15 protein-coding genes and 1 tRNA gene are annotated in these 20465 nt (G+C 63.8%); 6 read left to right on the top strand and 10 right to left on the bottom strand.

Annotation, left to right across the window (positions count from 1 at the left end):
* Positions 1–22: 22 nt before the first annotated feature.
* From F6X39_RS13195 to gloB, 7 genes are all read right to left on the bottom strand, one after another.
* Positions 23–526, bottom strand: a complete 504-nt coding sequence (locus F6X39_RS13195; protein WP_187616919.1) for a DUF4149 domain-containing protein — start codon at positions 524–526, stop codon at positions 23–25.
* A gap of 20 nt (positions 527–546) precedes the next feature.
* The gene (gene greA / locus F6X39_RS13200; RefSeq protein ID WP_062127755.1) at positions 547–1023 is read right to left on the bottom strand and encodes a transcription elongation factor GreA; all 477 of its coding nucleotides are present in this window, start codon (positions 1021–1023) and stop codon (positions 547–549) included.
* Positions 1024–1176: 153 nt separating this feature from the next.
* The gene (gene carB / locus F6X39_RS13205; protein ID WP_187616920.1) at positions 1177–4431 is read right to left on the bottom strand and encodes a carbamoyl-phosphate synthase large subunit; all 3255 of its coding nucleotides are present in this window, start codon (positions 4429–4431) and stop codon (positions 1177–1179) included.
* 158 nt (positions 4432–4589) lie between these two features.
* Positions 4590–5744: a glutamine-hydrolyzing carbamoyl-phosphate synthase small subunit gene (carA, locus tag F6X39_RS13210; RefSeq protein WP_090801117.1), complete on the bottom strand. Its 1155-nt coding sequence runs from the start codon at positions 5742–5744 to the stop codon at positions 4590–4592.
* 462 nt (positions 5745–6206) lie between these two features.
* Complete coding sequence (locus tag F6X39_RS13215) at positions 6207–7448, bottom strand: MFS transporter (protein ID WP_187616921.1); 1242 nt, start codon at positions 7446–7448, stop codon at positions 6207–6209.
* A gap of 263 nt (positions 7449–7711) precedes the next feature.
* A complete protein-coding gene (locus F6X39_RS13220; RefSeq protein WP_187616922.1) occupies positions 7712–9400 on the bottom strand; it encodes a transglycosylase SLT domain-containing protein in 1689 nt (562 codons plus the stop codon).
* A 157-nt stretch (positions 9401–9557) separates the two neighbouring features.
* Positions 9558–10349, bottom strand: a complete 792-nt coding sequence (gene gloB, locus F6X39_RS13225; protein WP_187616923.1) for a hydroxyacylglutathione hydrolase — start codon at positions 10347–10349, stop codon at positions 9558–9560.
* An 18-nt stretch (positions 10350–10367) separates the two neighbouring features.
* Between gloB and F6X39_RS13230 the strand changes: the two genes are divergently transcribed.
* From F6X39_RS13230 to F6X39_RS13250, 5 genes are all read left to right on the top strand, one after another.
* The gene (locus tag F6X39_RS13230; protein ID WP_187616924.1) at positions 10368–11249 is read left to right on the top strand and encodes a class I SAM-dependent methyltransferase; all 882 of its coding nucleotides are present in this window, start codon (positions 10368–10370) and stop codon (positions 11247–11249) included.
* Positions 11246–11692, top strand: a complete 447-nt coding sequence (gene rnhA / locus F6X39_RS13235; RefSeq protein ID WP_184028269.1) for a ribonuclease HI — start codon at positions 11246–11248, stop codon at positions 11690–11692. The genes F6X39_RS13230 and rnhA overlap by 4 nt, the downstream gene beginning before the upstream one ends.
* Positions 11693–11773: 81 nt before the next feature.
* Positions 11774–12508, top strand: a complete 735-nt coding sequence (gene dnaQ, locus F6X39_RS13240; RefSeq protein WP_184071651.1) for a DNA polymerase III subunit epsilon — start codon at positions 11774–11776, stop codon at positions 12506–12508.
* Between the two features lie 48 nt (positions 12509–12556).
* Positions 12557–12631 (top strand) — tRNA-Val (locus F6X39_RS13245).
* A gap of 518 nt (positions 12632–13149) precedes the next feature.
* On the top strand, positions 13150–15024 hold the full coding sequence (locus F6X39_RS13250) for an ABC transporter ATP-binding protein (RefSeq protein WP_187616925.1): 1875 nt from the start codon (positions 13150–13152) through the stop codon (positions 15022–15024).
* A gap of 83 nt (positions 15025–15107) precedes the next feature.
* Here F6X39_RS13250 and F6X39_RS13255 read toward each other — a convergent pair whose 3' ends face one another.
* The 3 genes from F6X39_RS13255 to F6X39_RS13265 form a co-directional block, all read right to left on the bottom strand.
* Entirely contained in the window at positions 15108–15572 is a 465-nt protein-coding gene (locus F6X39_RS13255; RefSeq protein ID WP_184006244.1) for a DUF2214 family protein, read from the bottom strand.
* A 150-nt stretch (positions 15573–15722) separates the two neighbouring features.
* On the bottom strand, positions 15723–16571 hold the full coding sequence (locus F6X39_RS13260) for a hypothetical protein (protein WP_184071645.1): 849 nt from the start codon (positions 16569–16571) through the stop codon (positions 15723–15725).
* 245 nt (positions 16572–16816) lie between these two features.
* Positions 16817–17881 (bottom strand): glycosyltransferase family 4 protein, encoded by a 1065-nt coding sequence (locus tag F6X39_RS13265; protein ID WP_090801132.1) that lies wholly within the window; start codon positions 17879–17881, stop codon positions 16817–16819.
* 695 nt (positions 17882–18576) lie between these two features.
* On the opposite strand from F6X39_RS13265, the gene F6X39_RS13270 reads away from it, so the two are divergent.
* Positions 18577–20412 (top strand): ABC transporter ATP-binding protein, encoded by a 1836-nt coding sequence (locus F6X39_RS13270; RefSeq protein WP_187616926.1) that lies wholly within the window; start codon positions 18577–18579, stop codon positions 20410–20412.
* Positions 20413–20465 lie beyond the last annotated feature (53 nt).

A 20465-nucleotide genomic window follows, 5' to 3' on the forward strand; every position in this document is an offset into this window, starting at 1 on the left:
CACCATCAGCCACCCGCGAGCTTCAGCCCGCCACCTTGCCCGTGACGCCGCGCGCGCCCTCTTCCTCGGCACCGACAGGCGCCGGCAGCAGCCAAACGAGCGCAACCCCTAGCAGGCTCTCGATCAGGTAGAACAGACTGGACACGCCATGCAGGATGCCGAAGCGCGTCGCATAAACGGAATGCCCGATATCGCTGCCCGCCTCGAGCGCCGCCACGCGCATCGCGTTCATGAACGGCTGCAACGCGAAATAGCCAACCAGCACGCATACGAGCATACCGGCGAGCAGCCAGCGCAAGCGGCGATATGCGCCACTCCCGCGCCGCACGAGCAAATTGGCGAGACCGAGCAGCAAAATGCCGCACACGACGCCAATCACACCCTGAATACGAAACAGCTGCGCGGCGACGGCGCCCGCCGTCATCCGGTCGAGCGTCGTGAACAGCACGGGCGCAACCGCATAGCCGATAGTCAACAGACTACCGACCCACACCACCGTCAACAGGCGGAAAAAACGATGCGGCATCAAAGACACCGGCGCCACCCTCAGACGTAGCTGACCGCGATGATTTCGTATTCGCGCACGCCCCCCGGCGCTTGCACCGACGCGACGTCGCCTTCCGACTTGCCGATCAGCGCACGCGCGATCGGCGAGCTGATCGAGATCAGGCCGTGGTCGATGTCCGCTTCGTCGTCGCCGACGATCTGGTATTTGACCGACGCACCCGACTCGAGGTCTTCGAGCTCGAGCGTCGCGCCGAACACCACGCGGCCGTCCGCTTCCACTTGCGAGGGATCGATCACCTGCGCGCCCGCGAGCTTCGACTCGATTTCGGCGATACGGCCTTCGATGAAGCCCTGCTTTTCCTTCGCAGCGTCGTATTCCGCGTTTTCCGACAGATCGCCCTGGGCGCGCGCTTCCGCGATCGAGTTGATCACGGCCGGACGTTCAACCGATTTCAGGCGCTGCAATTCATCGCGCAGCATGTCTGCGCCGCGCTTCGTCAATGGAATAGTGCTCATAAACAACTCTGGAGGCAAAAAACGGCCATAAAAAAAATCACCGCGGTTAAGTGCATTCCGCGAAAGCCGCCGCCCGTGGACAAACCCGGGCCGCAGCACCTGCGGAACGCCGCTTAACCGCGGCACTTACATCTTGGACAGCTAGTCGAAGCCTTAGTTTAGGCGAGCATGGAGTCCTTGTAAATCATAGACTTCCAGGTTCTTCAGATAACGAAGACCCTCCACCGCCGCGCGTGCGCCCGACATCGTCGTGTAGTAGGTGACCTTGTTCGCCTGCGCGCTCATGCGGATCGAACGCGAATCCGCGATCGCCGCGCGCGTTTCGTCGACGGTCGTGAAGACGAGCGCGATCTCGCCGTTCTTGATCATGTCGACGATGTGCGGACGGCCGTCCTTCACCTTGTTGACGACCTTGACTGGCACGCCGGCCGCTTCGATCGCGGCAGCCGTGCCCTTGGTCGCGACGATCGGGTAGCCGAGCTCGTGCAGCATGCGCGCGACTTCGACTGCCTTCGGTTTGTCGGCGTCCATCACGGTCAGCAGCACCGTGCCCGATTCGGGCAGACGCGAACCCGCCGCGAGCTGCGACTTGAACAGAGCCTCGCCGAACGTCTGGCCGACGCCCATCACTTCGCCGGTCGAACGCATTTCAGGTCCGAGCACCGGGTCGACCGCCGGGAACTTGACGAACGGGAACACCGCTTCCTTCACGCTGAAGTACGGCGGCTCGACTTCCTTCGTCACGCCTTGCGCGGCGAGCTTCTGGCCGACCATCGCGCGCGCTGCGATCTTCGCGAGCGGCAGGCTGGTCGCCTTCGACACGTACGGCACCGTGCGCGACGCGCGCGGGTTCACTTCGAGCACGTAGATGATGTCGTCCTTCGAGCCGTCAGCCTGCGGTACCTGCTGGATCGCGAACTGCACGTTCATCAGGCCGACCACGTTCAGCGCCTTCGCCATCGCAGCGGTCTGGCGCTTCAGTTCGGCGACGGTCGCCTTCGATAGCGAATACGGCGGCAGCGAGCAGGCCGAGTCGCCCGAGTGCACGCCCGCCTGTTCGATGTGCTCCATCACGCCGCCGATGAACACGGCATCGCCATCGGAAATGCAATCCACGTCGCATTCGATCGCGTCGTTCAGGAAGCGGTCGAGCAGCACCGGCGAGTCGTTCGACACCTTCACCGCCTCGCGCATATAGCGCTCGAGATCTCGCGGCTCGTGGACGATTTCCATCGCGCGGCCGCCCAGCACGTACGACGGACGCACGACGAGCGGATAGCCGATTTCGTCGGCGAGCTTCAGTGCTTCGTCTTCGGCGCGCGCGGTGCGGTTCGGCGGCTGGCGCAGACCGAGGTCCTGCAGCAGCTTCTGGAAGCGCTCGCGGTCTTCGGCCGCGTCGATCATGTCCGGCGACGTACCGATGATCGGCACACCGTTCGCCTCGAGGTCGAGCGCGAGCTTCAGCGGCGTCTGGCCGCCGTACTGCACGATCACGCCGACCGGCTTTTCCTTGTCGACGATTTCGAGCACGTCTTCGAGCGTCAGCGATTCGAAGTACAGACGGTCGGAGGTGTCGTAGTCGGTCGACACGGTTTCCGGGTTGCAGTTGACCATGATCGTTTCATAGCCGTCCTCGCGCATCGCGAGCGCGGCATGCACGCAGCAGTAGTCGAACTCGATACCCTGGCCGATCCGGTTCGGGCCGCCGCCCAGCACCATGATCTTCCTGTTGCTGGTCGGATTCGCTTCGCACTCTTCCTCGTAGGTCGAGTACATGTACGCGGTCCTGGTTGCGAACTCGGCCGCGCAGGTGTCGACGCGCTTATACACCGGACGCACGTTCAACTCGATACGACGCGCGCGCACGTCCGCCGGCTTCGCGCCGAGCAGCTTGGCCAGACGACGATCCGAGAAGCCGCTCTGTTTCAGATACTTCAGCTCCTCCTTCGTCAGGCTCGCCAGCGTGCGGCCTGCCAGCGCCTTTTCCTTCAGGACGATCTGCTCGATCTGTGCGAGGAACCACGGGTCGATCGCGGTCTCCTCGAAGATCTCTTGCGCGCTCATGCCCACACGGAACGCGTCGCCAACATACCAGATGCGATCCGGACCAGCTTCGCCGATCTCGCGGATGATCTCGTCGCGATTGGCGGTCTTTTCATCGAGACCATCGACGCCGACTTCGAGGCCGCGCAGCGCCTTCTGGAACGACTCCTGGAACGTGCGGCCAATCGCCATCACTTCGCCGACCGACTTCATCTGCGTGGTCAGGCGCGAATCGGCTTCACGGAATTTCTCGAACGCGAAACGCGGGATCTTCGTGACGACGTAGTCGATCGTCGGTTCGAACGACGCCGGGGTCTGGCCGCCGGTGATTTCGTTCTTGAGTTCATCCAGCGTGTAGCCGACCGCCAGCTTCGCCGCGACCTTCGCGATCGGGAAGCCGGTTGCCTTCGACGCCAGCGCCGACGAGCGCGACACGCGCGGGTTCATTTCGATCACGATCATGCGGCCGTCTTTCGGATTGATCGAGAACTGCACGTTCGAGCCGCCCGTGTCGACGCCGATCTCGCGCAGCACCGCGAGCGACGCGTTACGCAGGATCTGGTATTCCTTGTCGGTCAGCGTCTGCGCCGGAGCGACCGTGATCGAGTCGCCGGTGTGGATGCCCATCGGGTCGAGGTTTTCGATCGAGCAGACGATGATGCAGTTATCCGCCTTGTCGCGGACCACTTCCATTTCGTACTCTTTCCAGCCGAGCAGCGACTCTTCGATCAGCAGCTCGCGCGTCGGCGACAGGTCGAGCCCACGCTTGCAGATCTCTTCGAACTCGTCGCGGTTGTACGCGATGCCGCCGCCCGAGCCGCCCAGCGTGAACGACGGACGGATCACGACCGGATAGCCGCCGCTGCCAGTTTCCACGGCGATCTTCGCCTGCACCTGCAGCGCTTCTTCCATCGAATGCGCGGTGCCCGACTTGGCCGAACCGAGGCCGATCTTGGTCATCGCGTCCTTGAACTTCTGACGGTCTTCCGCTTTGTCGATCGCTTCCGGCGATGCGCCGATCAGCTCGACCTCGTACTTCGCCAGCACGCCGTGCGCGTGCAGGTCGAGCGCGCAGTTCAGCGCGGTCTGGCCGCCCATCGTCGGCAGGATCGCGTCCGGGCGCTCCTTCGCGATGATGCGCTCGACCACTTCCCACGTGATCGGCTCGATATAGGTCACGTCGGCCGTGTTCGGGTCGGTCATGATCGTCGCCGGATTGCTGTTGACGAGAATGACCTTGTAGCCTTCCTCACGCAGCGCCTTGCATGCCTGCGCGCCCGAATAATCGAACTCGCACGCCTGACCGATGATGATCGGACCCGCGCCGATGATGAGGATGCTCTTGATGTCTGTCCGCTTGGGCATAACGCTCTCGCTAATGTATTCCTGAATTCTTTCCGTCGGCGCGCGCCGTTTTCACGTTGCGCGCGCTGTTTCGCGGCATGCCCGCCGCGTAGCGCCGCGGGCTGCGGCGGCCGCCGCGAGCCGTTTCCGGCTGGCCTCTGCGGCCGGCCTGTACTGCTTCAAGCCGCTGCGCTCTTGCCGTTCTTGTGCGCGTCCATCAACGCGGTGAAGCGGTCGAACAGGTACGCGATGTCGTTCGGACCGGGCGATGCTTCCGGGTGGCCCTGGAAGCAGAACGCCGGCTTGTCGGTCAGCGCGAAGCCCTGCAGCGTGCCGTCGAACAGCGACACGTGGGTCACGCGCGCGTTGGCGGGCAGCGTGTCGGCATCGACCGCGAAACCATGGTTCTGCGACGTGATCACCACGCGGCCGTCTTCGAGATCCTTGACCGGATGGTTCGCGCCGTGATGGCCGGTCTTCATCTTCATCGTCTTCGCGCCGACCGCGAGGCCCATGATCTGGTGGCCCAGGCAGATGCCGAAGGTCGGAATGCCGCGCTCGATGAACTCCCTGGTCGCCGCGATCGCGTAGTCGCACGGCTCAGGGTCGCCCGGGCCGTTCGACAGGAACACGCCGTCGGGGTTGAGCTCGAGCGCGTCAGCGGCGCTCGCTTGCGCCGGCAGCACGGTGACATGGCAGCCGCGCTCGGCCAGCATGCGCAGGATGTTCTGCTTGACGCCGTAGTCGAATGCGACCACGCGGTACGTCGGCGCTTTCTGCTCGCCATAGCCCGTGCCCAGACGCCATTCGGTTTTGGTCCACTCGTAGGTTTCCTGGGTCGACACGACCTTCGCGAGGTCCATGCCGGCGAGGCCCGGGAACGAGCGCGCGAGTTCGATGGCCTTCGCTTCGTCGTCGGAACCAGCGAGGATCGCGCCGTTTTGCGCGCCCTTGTCGCGCAGGAGGCGGGTCAGCTTGCGAGTGTCGATGCCGGCGATGGCGACCACGCCTTCGTCCTGCAGATATTGCGGGAGCGTGCCCTCCATGCGGAAGTTCGACGCGAGAACCGGCAGATCACGGATGATCAGGCCGGCGGCATGGACTTTCGTCGCTTCGACGTCTTCGGCGTTCACGCCGACGTTGCCGATATGCGGGTACGTGAGGGTCACGATCTGGCGCGCGTAGCTCGGGTCAGTCAGGATTTCCTGATAGCCGGTGATGGCAGTGTTGAACACGACTTCACCGATGGTATGCCCGGGGGCGCCGATCGAATAACCACGAAAGACCGTGCCGTCGGCGAGCGCGAGTAGAGCGGGAGAAAATGACGGCAACACGGGAGACTCCTTGGGGGAACACCCTGTTGCCACCTGTCTATCCGATTGCAAGCCGCAGCGAAACACATCGTGGATGCGCGCGCAGACTCGCTCGCGAGTTGCCGGTGACGCTGCAAGGGGCGCGATGGGTCCATTGTGTGGACGACTCGGCTGGGTGTGGAGCCCTTCTTGCTACGCCAATGGCGCGCGGCGGATGAACGGTATGGGGGAGGTAGGCGCTAGGGTGCGGGTGGATAAGCTCAAACCTTCAAATTATAGCCTGAATCCACTGTTCCCTCCAAATGGGAGATAGGACGAGGCGTTGAGGCGACGTGCCTGGGCGGACCCTCAAAGCCTTGCCGGGCCGCGTCGCCAGGTACTTGCCACGCCTGTCTATGCGGTTCTGTCGAGACGCCACTATTGACTGGGACGGAACCGCCGTGGCGGCCCCTCCGGGTCCGACGCAAGGCCTGGCGCGGCCGTTCAGGCCTCCTGTTCCGCGCGCAGCTCGCCCGAACGGACAAGCTGCCGACCCGGCAACACGTACCAGATCGCACTCAGCACCTGCAGCGCGACGAGGATTTTCCACACACTCAGATGCGCGAGCACCGGGTAATGCCCGCCGCTCGCCGGCCAGTGCGACAGCACCGCGCCAACGCCGATCTGGAAACCGAAGATCAGCAGAAAAATAATTAGCGTCAGCGTCGTGTTGACACGGCCGATCATCTGCGGCGGGAAATGCCGCGCCATCACCGCGTAGCTCAGAATCCCGGTGCCGCCGAAGATGCCGTAGGCGGCCCACAACAGGCTCGCCGGCAACGGCGCGTTAAACATGATGAGCATCTGCGTCAGCACATATAGCGCCATGCCGATGCCGCAGAACGCGTACAGCGAGAGGCCGCGCCGCTCGAGACTACGCGCCGCCGCGCCGAAACCGACGCAGCCGGCCATCATCGCGAAGCCGAGAATCGACACGAGCGCCGCCGCCTGGTGCGGCTCGAAGCCTTGTACGTCGCGCAGCCATGCTCCGACCCACAACGACTGCATCGCGTAGAAGACGCCTTGCGTAACGACCGAGAACGACGCGATTTTCCAGAAAGCCGCGCTGCGCAGGATGTGCCACGTACCCTTGAACTGCGCGACGATGCTCGCCTGGCGATGCGTTTCGCGCGCGTCCGGAGCGAGCGTCCATTGCGCGAGCGCAACCGCTACCGTCAGGACACCGAGTCCGACGCAAACCGGGCGCCAGCTGGAAAAACCGAGCACCCACGTGAGCGGCGAACCGACCATCACGCCGCCGAAACCGCCGATCGCCATCACAAGCCCGTTCATCAATGGCAAACGCGCCACCGGAAAATGCTGCGCGAGCGCCTTGAACGCGGCGCCGAGGCACACCGACACGCCAACGCCGATCAGCAGCCGCCCGACCATCATCATGCCGAGACTGTGCGCGGCGCCGAATACCCAGATGCCGAGCGCGGCAAAAAGCAGCGTGACGGAGGTCACGCGACGCGCGCCGAAGTGATCGAGCAGCACGCCAGCGGGGATCTGCGCGCCCGCGAAACCGAGGAAATACAGACTCGTCAGCACACCCAGATCAGCGGCTGACAGACCGAGATCGCGCGTGATGAACGGCGCGAAACCAAGATTGACGCCGCGAAACACGTAAGAGACGAAGTAGCCGGCGGAAAAAAGCAGAAAGACGCGCAGTTGGGTCGACGACATAAATCAGGAAGTAAACCTGGAAATGACCTCAAGAACCTCTCCCGAGGTTCGGACGGATCAGGACGGACCGGCACCCCGCGGCCAACGCGGCCGAAGCACGAACAATAAAGTAAATACCGCAAACGCGCAGGAATCGTCCGCGCAATGAAAAACGCCGTCACCCTGAGGTGACGGCGTTGGATGAACACGGTACGTGATCGGAGCGCAATCCATGCGCTGCCCCCGCAACGCATGTGGTCACTACCGTGAGAGCCGCTATTGGTCTATTTACCCTTCTTCTTCGCGTTGGCCACGGTCTTCGGGCGGCTCTCAGCCGCGGCCTTCGACGCCTTGCCGGGCTCCGAGGCCGAGACCTTCTCGACCTTGCCCTTGCTGGCAACGGGCGCCGCCGGCTTGTTACCCTTGCCGCCCGGCTCGGAGACCTTGACGATGGCAGAGTGGCCGCGCCCTTTCTTCTTATCGTAGCGCGAATGACCGTGTGTGTCTGCGACGCGGACGCCAATCTTCTGCACACTGCCGCCTTGCACGTCGGCGGCGATCTTTTCCGGACCCGGCTCGCTGGGTACCGGCTTGCCGACCGGCACGTGCAGCACGATCACCTGGCCGCGCGAAACCTGATCGCGATGCGTCCTGTTCCACGCCTTCAGCTGACCGACCGACACACCGTAGCGCACCGCGATGGCCGCCATCGACTGATTGCGACGCACGCGGATCAGCATCTTGCGCGTGTCGGGTACGTCGGGTTCCATCGCGAGCACCGCGCTTTCGGCGACGTCGGCGCTGATGTCCTCGTCGTCGTCCGAGCCGCGCGGCACGACGATCGTCGAGCCCGGCTTCAGGCGCATACCGACCGGAATCTTGTTCACTTCCATCAGCGTGTCGGGGTCGACGCCGATCTTCTGTGCGATCGCCGCGGGCGTCGCGCGTGCGTCGACCGTGTAGGTCGTCCAGGACGACAGCGAGCCCGAGTACGTTTTCAGATTGCGCTCGAACGCGGACGCGTTGTCGAAAGGCAACAGAATCTGCGGCTGCGTCGCGCCGAGAATCACCGGCTTCCTGAACGACGGGTTCAGCGAACGGAACTCGTCCGTCGACATATTGGCGAGCCGCGCGGCGACGTCGACGTCGATGTCGTGCGAGGTCGTGACCGTCACGAAGTACGGGTGGTTCGGAATAGACGGCAGGGTGAGGCCGTACATCTGCGGGTTCATCACGAGGTTCTTGACCGCTTGCAGCTTCGGCACGTAGTTGCGCGTTTCGTTCGGCAGACGCAGGCTCATGTAGTCGGTCGGCAGACCCGCCGCCTCGTTGCGCGCGATCGCGCGCTGCACGTTGCCCTCGCCCCAGTTATACGCAGCGAGCGCGAGTTGCCAGTCGCCGAACATGTCGTGCAGGTTCGACAGGTAGTCGAGCGCGGCACTGGTCGACGCAAGCACGTCGCGGCGCTCGTCCTGCCACATGTTCTGCTTCAGGTTGTAGGTCCGGCCCGTGCCCGGCATGAACTGCCACATACCCGCAGCCTTGGCGACCGACAAAGCCTGCGGACTATATGCAGACTCGATGAACGGCAAGAGCGCGAGCTCGGTCGGCATATGGCGCGACTCAAGTTCCTCGACGATGTGATACAGGTATTTCTGCGAGCGCTCGGTCATGCGCTGCACGTAATCGGGACGCTGCAGATACCAGTTCAGCTGCATGTCGACGAGGTCGCTCTGCAGGTCCGGCATCTGGAAGCCACGGCGAATGCGGCCCCACAGATCGGCGTCCTCGCTCGTCAACTGATTGACGGAGCTCTGGTCGACGTTGATGGTTTCTTTAGCGGTGGCGTTCTTGCGAAGGGCGTCGGCTACGGCCTGCTGGCTGGCGGGGTTAGTGGCGGTATTCGTCGTCGGTCCCTGACTCGCGCACGCGGCGAGTGTCAGGACCAATAACGCACTTAAGATAAATCGCATGAACGTCTCGGTTTCCACAAGGGCTGGAATTTGCAGCCGATAGTACGAAACGTCAACGTTTCCGTCAATTGGAAAATCAAGAAAAAAATCAACCAAATCTGGGGCTTGGCGAATTTTTCCGATTCATCGCGTGAAGAACCGCCGAATGCGCTCCGGATCAACGGAAGCGGTTCTTCCATTCGCGCATCAATGTGAAGGCCTTCAGCCGGTCAGACACCGTTTCGTGCAATCGTGCTTCGAGGTTCGACTGGATCGCCGGCTCGCCTGCGCGCAGGAACGGATTGACCGCGCGCTCGTGCGCGATCGTGGTCGGCAGCGTCGGCTGGCGGCGGGCGCGCAACTCGTTCGCCTTGTCGCGCCACGCCTGCAGTTCGGCATTATGCGGCTCGCAAGCGAGCGCGAAGCGAATGTTCGACAGCGTGTATTCGTGTGCGCAATGCACTTCGGTTGCGCCGGGCAGCGCGGCGAGCGCATCGAGCGAATTCAGCATCTGCTGCGGCGTGCCTTCGAAAAGGCGCCCGCAACCGCACGCGAACAGTGTGTCGCCGCAAAACACGTGCGGCGTGCCGCGCGTATCGGCCGCCTGGAAATAGGCGATGTGTCCGCTCGTGTGACCGGGCACGTCGAGCACGCTGAATTCAAGTGCGGGTACAGCGATCGTCACGTGATCGCCACTTTTGAGACGATGCGTCAGGTGCGCGATCGCTTCGCCGGCGGGGCCGTAGACCGGCACGTCCTGGCCGTTCAGCAGATCGGCCACCCCGCCGACGTGGTCTTGATGATGGTGCGTGAGTAAAATAGCGCTCAGCCGCCAGCCTCGTTGGGCCAGACAGGCGCGCACAGGGGCGGCTTCGCCCGGATCGACGACGACCGCGTGGTGTCCGTCGGCAATGACCCAGATGTAATTGTCTTCAAACGCCGGGACCGGTACGTACTCGAGCGCATTCATAGGCGACGCATTTTTAATATGACTGACCGAGCGATTATAGACTGGCCCGCCTGGACCGATTCGCCGCCAGGCCGCTACGTGCTCGACTGGGAGCAAACCCAGCTCGATCGCGTGGTGTCGGACGTGTTCGGCTATCATGCGCTGCAACTCGGCCTGCCGCAGCTCGACGCGCTGCGCGAGAACCGCATGCCGTGCCGCGGCCTCGTGCTCGACGCGGCGAGCGGCGCGAGCGCGCCGTACACGTATCCGCGCTGGGCACGTCATGGCAGCGTGAGCGGCATCAGCAGCGCGGGCAACGCTGGCGACGACAACCCCGCGAACGCCGCGCGAGGCGCCCCTGGTCTGCACGCGCCGGCCGGGCGCAGCGCGGTCTGGTGCGACCTGCTCGATCTGCCGTTCGAAGCGCAAAGCGTCGACCTGCTCGTGATGCCGCATACGCTCGAATTCACCAGCGACCCGCATCGGCTGCTGCGCGAAGCCGAACGCGTGCTGGTGCCTGAAGGCCAACTGATCATCCTCGGCTTCAACTCGTTGTCGCTGTGGGGAGTACGGCAGTCGATCGGCAAGATGACAGGCCGCCCGTTCGTGCCCTCCGCCGTCGATCTGATCGCGTTCACGCGCCTGAAGGACTGGATCAAGTTGCTCGGCTTCGACCTTGAACGCGGGCGCTTCGGCTGCTATCGTCCGCCGCTCGCGAGCGATCAATGGCTCGCGCGTTATGGCTTCATGGAAGCCGCCGGCGACCGCTGGTGGCCGATTTTCGGCGCCACCTACATGATCAAGGCGATCAAGCGCGTGCGCGGCATGCGTCTCGTCGGGCCGCTCAAAGTGAAAAAGCCCGTGCTCGCGGCAGGCCTCGCGCCCGCCGCCACCCCGAACACACGAAACCACACCGAATGACTCCAGATCACATCGACATCTATACCGACGGCGCCTGCAAGGGCAATCCCGGCCCTGGCGGCTGGGGCGCGTTGCTGCGCTTCGGCAGCCAGGAAAAAGAACTGTTCGGCGGCGAGGCCAACACGACCAACAATCGCATGGAGCTGATGGGCGTGATTTCCGCGCTCGAGGCGTTGAAGCGCCCGTGCAAGGCGATCGTGCACACCGACTCGCAGTACGTACAGAAAGGCATCAGCGAGTGGATTCACGGCTGGAAGAAGAAAGGCTGGGTCACTGCGGCGAAACAGCCGGTCAAGAACGCCGATCTGTGGAAGCGGCTCGATGCGCTCGTCGCGCAACACGAGATTGAATGGCGCTGGGTGCGCGGCCACAATGGCCACCCGGAAAACGAGCGCGCCGATCAATTGGCCAATCGCGGCGTGGCATCGCTCGCCGAGATGTAAAGAGCGTGCGCGCATCGGCAACACCGCGCGCCGCCCTCCCCGCTTTTTTTCCGCAATTTTTTCGAAGCAGGCTAATCCGACATGCGTCAACTGATCCTCGATACCGAAACTACCGGCCTGAACGCCCGCGGCGGCGACCGGATTCTCGAACTCGGTTGCGTCGAGCTCGTGAACCGCCGGCTGACCGGCAACAACCTGCACTTCTATATCAACCCCGAGCGCGACAGCGATCCGGGCGCGCTCGCGGTGCACGGCCTCACCACGGAATTTTTGAGCGATAAGCCGAAGTTCGCGGAGATCATCGACCAGTTCCGCGATTTCATCCAGGACGCGGACCTGATCATCCACAACGCGCCATTCGACATCGGCTTTCTCGACGCCGAGTTCGCGCTGCTCGGTCTGCCGCCAGTGAGCATGCACTGCGGCGAGATCATCGACACGCTCGCGCAAGCCAAGCAGATGTTCCCCGGCAAGCGCAATTCGCTCGATGCGCTGTGCGATCGCTTCGGCATCAGCAATGCGCACCGTACGCTGCACGGCGCGCTGCTCGACTCGGAACTGCTCGCCGAGGTCTATCTGGCGATGACGCGCGGTCAGGAAAGCCTCGTCATCGACATGCTCGGCGAAGCGCAGGCCGGCGGCGATACGCATGCGCCGCGTGTCGCGCTCGACTCGCTGGAGCTGGTCGTGATCGCTGCGAGCGACGACGAAAGCACCGCGCACGAAGCCGTACTCGACGATCTCGACAAGGCGCTCAAAGGCGCGAGCGTATGGCGTCTTGAACCCGCGCCGGCAACTGATGAGCAAACTGCTTAAAAAAGACTAGACGAACCCTAAATTCCCTGACATAATTTCGATCTCTTCGGGTGGTTAGCTCAGCGGTAGAGCACTGCCTTCACACGGCAGGGGTCACTGGTTCGATCCCAGTACTACCCACCAGATTCTTGGTGTGTCGATCACCGAAGACAAAAGGGCTTACGCAGCAATGCGTAAGCCCTTTTTCTATTTGCCGGCAAATACGTCGCGTGCGCCATGCGAGATATCGTTGGCTATAGAACCACGTCGTTCCGTAGGTTGGCGAGCGCCCCGCACTATTGCTATATTCGGCAAACGGGCATTCGCCCGGTCCGGCTCCGTCCGGTTTCTCCATCTTGAACCATCTCAGGGAGGCGCCACATGTTTGCAGTGCATCGCGCGCTCCCCCGCATGGTTCCACGACCGCCGGCCCGTCCGCCACGACCGATGCGACCTTGAAGCCGCAGCGTTGTCGCTGATGCGCCGCCGCCTCGGCAGGCGCACCGCGTTCATTCCAGACAGTCCGTTGTTCGGTTGCCGTTGTTTGCCGTCGTATTTTTTCGCGCGTTCCCGCGCGGATTCCGGCATCCGCTGGCTGTCTACCCCTTTTTCGCTTCTGACTGGAATCTCGGCGCGCTCGTGCTTCGCCGGGCCCAAAGCAAATGGCCAACAGAAAACTCGATTTTCGCGGACAAGCCTTCAAGGATGTCCTCGGCTTCACCTTCCGTCACTGGGCGCAACAGCCGGGGCGCATCGTCGTGATCGCGGCGCTCGCGCTGTTCACGGCGGGCGCGGACATCCTGACGCCGGTCTTCGCCGGACGTCTCGTCGACGCGATCGCGGCCGGTCCGGCGTCGTCGGCGCCCATCTGGCATCACGCGCTCGCGGCCTTCGGCGCGCTCGCCGCGCTCGGCCTCACCGCGACGCTGCTGCGCCAGGGCGTGTACTTCAACATCATCCGCTTCACGCTGAAGATGATGAGCGAGATCGCCGCGCGCGCGTTTCATCGCGTGCAGCGCTTTTCGACCGACTGGCACGCGAACAGCTTCGCCGGCTCGACCGTGCGCAAGATCACGCGCGGCATGTGGGCGCTCGACCTGCTGAATGACACGCTGCTGATCGCGCTGCTGCCATCGCTGGCGATGCTGATCGGCGCGACCCTGCTGCTCGGCTCGCGCTGGCTCATGATGGGCATCGTCGTCGGCATCGGCTCGCTGCTGTACATCGGCGTGACCGTAACGGTGTCGCTGGGCTTCGTCGCGCCGTCCGCGCGTCTCGCGAACGCGTGGGACACACGCATGGGCGGCGCGCTCGCCGATGCGGTCAGCTGCAACGGCGTCGTCAAGGCATTCGGCGCGGAAGCGCGCGAGGAAGCGCGCCTCGCGCACGTGATCGGCAAATGGCGGCAACGCACACGCCGCACGTGGGTGCGCGGCACGCTCAACGGCGGCCTCCAGGGCGGCATGCTGGCTGCGATCCAGGCGGCGATTCTCGGCGTGGCGCTACTGCTGTGGGCACGCGGCGAAGCGAGCGTCGGCGACATCACGTTCGCGCTGACGATGTTCTTCATGCTGCAAGGCTATCTGCGTGACATCGGCATGCACATCCGTAACCTGCAGCGCTCGGTCAACGACATGGAGGAACTGGTGTCACTCGAGAGTCAGCCGCTCGGCGTCGAGGATCGTCCCGGCGCCGGCGCCATCGCGATCCGCGACGGCGAGATCCGCTTCGAGCAGGTGTCGTTTCACTATGGCGCGCACAGCCGGCCGCTCTACGACGACTTTTCCATCCGCATCGCGGCGGGCGAGCGCGTCGGGCTGGTCGGTCATTCCGGCTCGGGCAAGACGACCTTCATCAAGCTGATCCAGCGCCTTCACGACATTTCGGGCGGGCGGATCACGATCGACGGCCAGGACATCGCGCAGGTCCAGCAAGCGTCGCTGCGCAGCCAGATCGCGATCGTCCAGCAGGAGCCGCTACTGTTTCACCGCTCGCTTGCCGAGAACATCGCGTATGGACGGCCCGGCGCGAGCCGCGCCGACATCGAGCGGGCCGCGCGGCTCGCGAGCGCGCACGACTTCATCGCCGCGCTGCCGAACGGCTACGACACGCTGGTCGGCGAACGCGGCATCAAGCTATCGGGCGGCGAGCGTCAACGCGTCGCGATCGCGCGGGCTTTTCTCGCCGACGCGCCGATCCTGATTCTCGACGAAGCCACGTCGAGCCTCGACAGCGAAAGCGAAGTGCTGATCCAGCGCGCGATGGAGCGGCTGATGCAGGGGCGTACGACGCTGGTGGTCGCGCATCGGCTGTCGACGGTGCGCGCGCTCGACCGGCTCCTCGTGCTCGACAAGGGCAAGGTGATCGAGGAAGGCAGCCACGACGCGCTGATCAAACGCGACAACGGCTTGTACCGTCGCTTGTTCGAGCGTCAGGCGCTGGAGCTGATCAAGGGTCTCGGCGAGCCGGAGCTCGTGCGCGAGTCGGCAAAGGTCAAAGCCGACCGGGTCGACGATTCTGGCTTGTTGGTCGGCTAGCGCGACGCAGGCATGCACCAGGCTTCGCGGCAAACGATGTCACGCCTGGCGCCACCAGCCCTGGCAATAGAAGGCCCGCCGCGCTACACCGCGCCGGCGGGCAACCCGATGCCGCGCGCCATTCCGGTCGCGGCAAACACCATCAGAACCAGCAGCACGGTCTGGATCACGCTGAAATGCGCGTAGGATCGCGCCTTCTTCAGATTCGGCGCCGCGCCGCTGCGGATCGACGCGCGCCAGCGCATCAGGCCGAGCATCGTGGGCACTTCGAGGATCAGGATCAGCACCAGCAACGTCATCTTCACGTGAAAGAGCGGCTGGTGCAGGTAGTAGTCGGCGCCCTTCTCATAGCTACCGAACATGCGCATCAGGCCGGTCACGATCAGCACCAGCGCGGCGATGCCCCAGCGTGAATCGGCGCGGAACACCGAACGCAACGCGGCGGGCACCGACGCGCGACGCAGCGACCACGTGCGTCTGAGAATCGACGCGAGCGCAAAACCATAAGCGAGCAGATGAAGGGCGGCAAGCAACCAGCGAACCAGCATGGCGACTCCTGCGAAAGACGCAATATGATCGATGAGTGTCCCACTCGCCCGCCTGCAGGCCGGGCGCCTTGATTGCATTATCGACGAAGCTTCGCTTCGGGATGCGTGCATCGGCCACGCGATGTGACCGATAGCACAAAACATGCAGCGTCAGACCTGGCGCAGCGTCGTGTCGAGCGCGCGAGCGGCGACGCGATCGCCTTCGGTCGTCAGCGCGGCGCGGAAAACGGTCTGCCGGTTATGACCCGCGGCGGCAGGCGAATCCCACAGCAACTCGACCTTCGGACGTACGCCGAACGCGCTGCGCGCAAGCGAGGGCGCCGCGACCGACCCTATCGGCGCCGCTGACGCGCCGGCCTTGCCCGCCGCGCCGAACGCGACCGCGGGCGCCGGCGTCGCGCGCGCATTGGAACCGCTCGCCCAGCGCACCGACAATTCGCGCGCATCGTATTGCCCCACCTTGCGCCGCTCAGCCCACACGACGACGGTGCGGGTCAGCGGATCGAGCGACACCGCATAGCGGCCGATCGCAAAGCGCCGCGCCGCCACATTGGTGCGCCACAACGGCAGCGGCCGGCAGATCCACAAGACGATCGCATACAGCACCGGCGCCGCGACGAGCCAACCGTTGCTGGCCGCGACCGCCTGCATCGCGCGACGCCAGCCTGCGCTCGCGACGAACGCGCCGACCGACCACAGCGCAAACAAAAACCCGAGGAACGCGAACAGGCGCAGCGCCTGACGCAGCCATTGCGGCAACGGATGGAACGGACGCTCCGCGACGGCGCGCGCGCCCGGCAGGAAGATCAGCAGGAACAGAAAAACGAGGTTGATACAGGCCCACGGTGAAGACGCCATCGCGGTCAGCGCGGTGGTCAGCTTCATCTCGGACATCGAGAAAAACCAGCGGGCGGCGAGCACGAGACCGATGGCGCGCAACGTAAAAATCGTTCCGGCGCCGGGCGCGGCGTTCGCGCGCGTCTCTTTCGTTCTCGCCAAGGCATCCTCCTGTCGTCGGCGGCACCGCAGCCCAATTTGCGGCACGGCAATTATAGGGATATTACCGAGACTGGCTCGTTCGCGCCGCGCGGAAACCCGCATTTTCAGTTGTGCACCGACGAAAAACGCAGCGCGCATGCAACAACGCCCCGCCGGCGACATGCCGGCGGGGCGTTCAGAGCAGCAGGGAAGCGTGCAACCGGTTCCTGCCGACAGCGTTTTATCTACCGCGAAACAATCGCCAATCAGCCCGCGTTGACTTCGCGCAGCACCGTGCGATGTTTGCGGCGCAGCAGCTCTTCATAGGTGGCGACGTAGTTCTGCGCCATCACCTTCGACGAGAAGCGCGCCTCGAACGCCTTGCGCACGCCAGCGCGGGGCAGCGTGTGCAGACGTTTGACGGCGGCGACCGCGCTGATTTCGTCCTCGACGACGAAACCCGACACGCCGTTTTCGATCACTTCCGGCACCGAACCGCGATTGAACGCGATCACCGGCGTGCCGCAAGCCATCGCCTCGATCATCACGAGACCGAAGGGCTCCGGCCAGTCGATCGGGAACACCAGTGCGTGCGCATTGCCGAGAAACTCGCGCTTTTCAGCTTCGCCGATTTCGCCGATGTACTCGACGTGCGACAACGACATCAGCGGCTTGATGACTTCTTCGTAGTAGGCACGGTCGGCCTTGTCGATCTTGGCGGCGACCTTGAGCTTCATGCCTGCCTGCCCGGCGATGCGAATCGCCCTGTCAAGCCCCTTCTCCGGCGAGACGCGGCCCAGGAATGCGAGGTAGCCGGGCTCGACGTTGGGAATCGGCTTGAGCACGTCTTCCGGCAAACCGTGATAGACGGTTTGCAGCCAGTGCGCCTGCGGAAGCGGAATGCGCTGGTTGTCCGAGATCGACACGACCGGCACGTCATTGAACGTGTTGAAGATCGGCTGCAGTTCAGGCAGATCGAGACGGCCGTGCAGCGTCGTGACGAACGGCACAGGCTGACGCGCGAACAGCGAGAACGGGTAGTAGTCGATGTGGAAATGCAGCACGTCGAATTCGTCCGCGCGGCGGCGCACTTCTTCGAGCAGCAGCATGTGCGGCGCCATCACGTCGCGGATCGTCGGGTCGAGGCGCAGCGCCTGCGGCCAGAAAGCTTCGAGCTTCGCCGAGGTTTGCGAATCACCGCTTGCAAACAGCGTGACGTCGTGGCCCTGCTCGACCAGCGCCTCGGTCAGATAGGACACCACGCGTTCCGTACCACCGTACAGCTTGGGAGGAACCGCCTCGTGCAGCGGAGCGATTTGAGCGATTCGCATATTGACGAACTCCTAGTAAAAAATCAGGCAAAAGTCCTGCATTTGGAAAAAGCGACTCGCTTGCTCGCCAGGGCAGTCTGGCCGGAAATGCCGGCGCGGGCCTGATTCTTTTGAGAAATCCTGCGATGGATCGCTTGGTAACGAGCCCGGACAAGTGGATCAGCGACTGGGCATGTGCGAGTAAACGCGCCCGTTGCACCGACGTTGACAAACTGTCAGAAAAATTACCGGGCTAACGAGCACGCATTATCAATGCCTGGATTGTTGCAGCACCGCAGCATTTCAAAGTCTTTACGTTGTTACAAACGCGAAACACTTTGCAAACCCTTGTTTTCAAAGACAGTTCTACAGTATGCAAGAGGTTTCGGGAGGCGCGGCGGTACCGTGTCTGCGAGCTCTCGCCCATCAACGTTGCCGGCAGGAATTGCAAAATTGCCGCAGCGCGGTCGAATGCAATCTGTAATCATATCTCGAAATTTTCCGCAATCTGCCTGAATGGCCCGTCGGCTGGTGTGTCGGGACGATGCAGATCGCGGAGGTCCATCGCGAAATCAATCGCGTCAAAGCCCGGATACACAGGGCGCAATCGCCTTTGCATGTTTACAATGCGAAGCATCGGCTTCACGGAGAGCCATGCTTGTCCGTGTGGTCCGCGCATTGCATGCACAACCCGCAACACATCGATCTCAGCTCAATTGGAACACTTGACCATCGCCCAGCGTAACGCCCAGAACGCCAAGCTCGCGAGCTATGCGCACCGGCCACTTGCGTTTCTCTTCCGCTTTATCCGCCGCCATCCGCTCGCGCATGCGATCGTGTTGTGCAGCGTGTTTGCGGCCGTGGGCTGTGCACTCGCTTCGCAGTACGCGATCAAACATCTGATCGACGTGCTCGGCGGCGGCAGGCATCATCCGGGACCGCTGTGGGGCGCGTTCGCGATCCTCGTCGGCCTGATCGCTGCCGACAACCTGTTGTGGCGGATCGGCGGCTGGTTCGCCGCGCACACGTTCGTCGCCGTGACGGGCGATTTGCGGCGCGACCTGTTTCAGTACCTGAGCGGCCACTCGCCGACCTACTACGCCGAAAAGCAGCCCGGCATGCTGGCAAGCCGGATCACCGCGACCTCGAACGCCGTCTACACCGCCGAAAACACCACCGCGTGGAACGTGCTGCCGCCGTGCATCGCGGTGCTCGGCGCGATCGTGATGATCATCGCGGTGAACCCGCTGATGGCCGCCGGCCTGATGCTGTGCTCGGCGATCCTGTCGGTCGTGCTGTACAAGCTCGCGGGCCGCGGTTCCGCGCGTCACCATAATTTCGCGACCAAGGCGGCATCGGTCGACGGCGAGCTTGTCGACGTGATCAGCAATATGGGGCTCGTGCGCGCGTTCGGCATGACGTTCCGCGAACAGCACCGCTTTGCTTCGACGGTCAAGTCGGAAATGGACGCGCGCCAGCAAAGCCTGCTGTACCTGGAAAAGCTGCGTCTGCTGCACGCCGTGGTCACCGCGCTGCTGTCGGCCGGCCTGCTCGGCTGGGCGCTATGGCTGTGGGACCAGGGCCGCGCGACCTCGGGCGACATCGTGCTCGTCAGCTCGCTCGGCTTCACGATCCTGCACGGCACGCGCGATCTCGCCGTCGCGCTCGTCGACGTCACGCAGCACGTCGCGCGACTCGCAGAGGCCGTGCGCACGCTGCTCGAACCGCACGGCATGCCCGATCGCGACGACGCGACCGAACTCGTGCCGCAGGGCGGCCGCGTCACGTTCGACGGCGTCACGTTCGCCTATCCGCGCCGCCGGCCGATTCTCGATCACTTCGACCTCGATATCGAACCGGGTCAGCGCGTCGGGCTGATCGGCAAGTCGGGCGCCGGCAAATCGACCGTGCTCGCGCTGTTGCAGCGCTTCTACGAGACCCAGGGTGGCGCGATCAAGATCGACGGTCAGGACATCGCGTCGATTACCCAGGACAGCCTGCGCCACGCGATCGCGCTGGTGCCCCAGGACATCTCGCTGTTCCATCGCACCGTGTACGAGAACATCGCGTACGGCCGCCCGGACGCGAGCCGCGAGGAAGTGCTCGCCGCCGCGCGCGAGGCGCGTTGCTCTGAGTTTATCGAAGCGATGCCGGAAGGCTACGACACGATCGTGGGCGACCGCGGCGTGAAGCTGTCGGGCGGTCAGCGCCAGCGCATCGCAATCGCGCGCGCGATTCTGAAAAACGCGCCGATCCTGCTGCTCGACGAAGCCACGTCCGCGCTCGACAGCGCGTCCGAGGAAGCGATCCAGAAGGCGCTCGACCGCCTGATGGTCGGCCGCACCGTGATCGCGATCGCGCACCGTCTGTCGACGCTGAACAACTTCGACCGGATCATCGTGATGAGCGCCGGCAAGGTCATCGACGACGGCACGCCGGAAGAACTGCGCCAGCGTCCGGGCCTCTATCGCGACCTGCTCTCGAAGCAGTATGGCAAGGGCCAGACGCTGCATATCGGCGGCAAGAAGGTCGACGAACAGCACGTAGCCTGACGCACGCCTGGTCCACGCGCTGCGCATCGCTTGAAAAAAAGCCGCTCCCTGGA

The organism is Paraburkholderia sp. UCT2 (assembly GCF_014397665.1).
Lineage (GTDB): Bacteria > Pseudomonadota > Gammaproteobacteria > Burkholderiales > Burkholderiaceae > Paraburkholderia > Paraburkholderia tuberum.

Excerpts from the sequence above, each read along its gene's own strand:
- F6X39_RS13195 (WP_187616919.1), bottom strand. The coding sequence starts at position 526 with ATGCCGCATCGTTTTTTCCGCCTGTTGACGGTGGTGTGGGTCGGTAGT.
- greA (WP_062127755.1), bottom strand. The coding sequence starts at position 1,023 with ATGAGCACTATTCCATTGACGAAGCGCGGCGCAGACATGCTGCGCGAT.
- carB (WP_187616920.1), bottom strand. The coding sequence starts at position 4,431 with ATGCCCAAGCGGACAGACATCAAGAGCATCCTCATCATCGGCGCGGGT.
- F6X39_RS13215 (WP_187616921.1), bottom strand. The coding sequence starts at position 7,448 with ATGTCGTCGACCCAACTGCGCGTCTTTCTGCTTTTTTCCGCCGGCTAC.
- F6X39_RS13220 (WP_187616922.1), bottom strand. The coding sequence starts at position 9,400 with ATGCGATTTATCTTAAGTGCGTTATTGGTCCTGACACTCGCCGCGTGC.
- gloB (WP_187616923.1), bottom strand. The coding sequence starts at position 10,349 with ATGAATGCGCTCGAGTACGTACCGGTCCCGGCGTTTGAAGACAATTAC.
- F6X39_RS13230 (WP_187616924.1), top strand. The coding sequence starts at position 10,368 with ATGACTGACCGAGCGATTATAGACTGGCCCGCCTGGACCGATTCGCCG.
- rnhA (WP_184028269.1), top strand. The coding sequence starts at position 11,246 with ATGACTCCAGATCACATCGACATCTATACCGACGGCGCCTGCAAGGGC.
- dnaQ (WP_184071651.1), top strand. The coding sequence starts at position 11,774 with ATGCGTCAACTGATCCTCGATACCGAAACTACCGGCCTGAACGCCCGC.
- F6X39_RS13250 (WP_187616925.1), top strand. The coding sequence starts at position 13,150 with ATGGCCAACAGAAAACTCGATTTTCGCGGACAAGCCTTCAAGGATGTC.
- F6X39_RS13255 (WP_184006244.1), bottom strand. The coding sequence starts at position 15,572 with ATGCTGGTTCGCTGGTTGCTTGCCGCCCTTCATCTGCTCGCTTATGGT.
- F6X39_RS13265 (WP_090801132.1), bottom strand. The coding sequence starts at position 17,881 with ATGCGAATCGCTCAAATCGCTCCGCTGCACGAGGCGGTTCCTCCCAAG.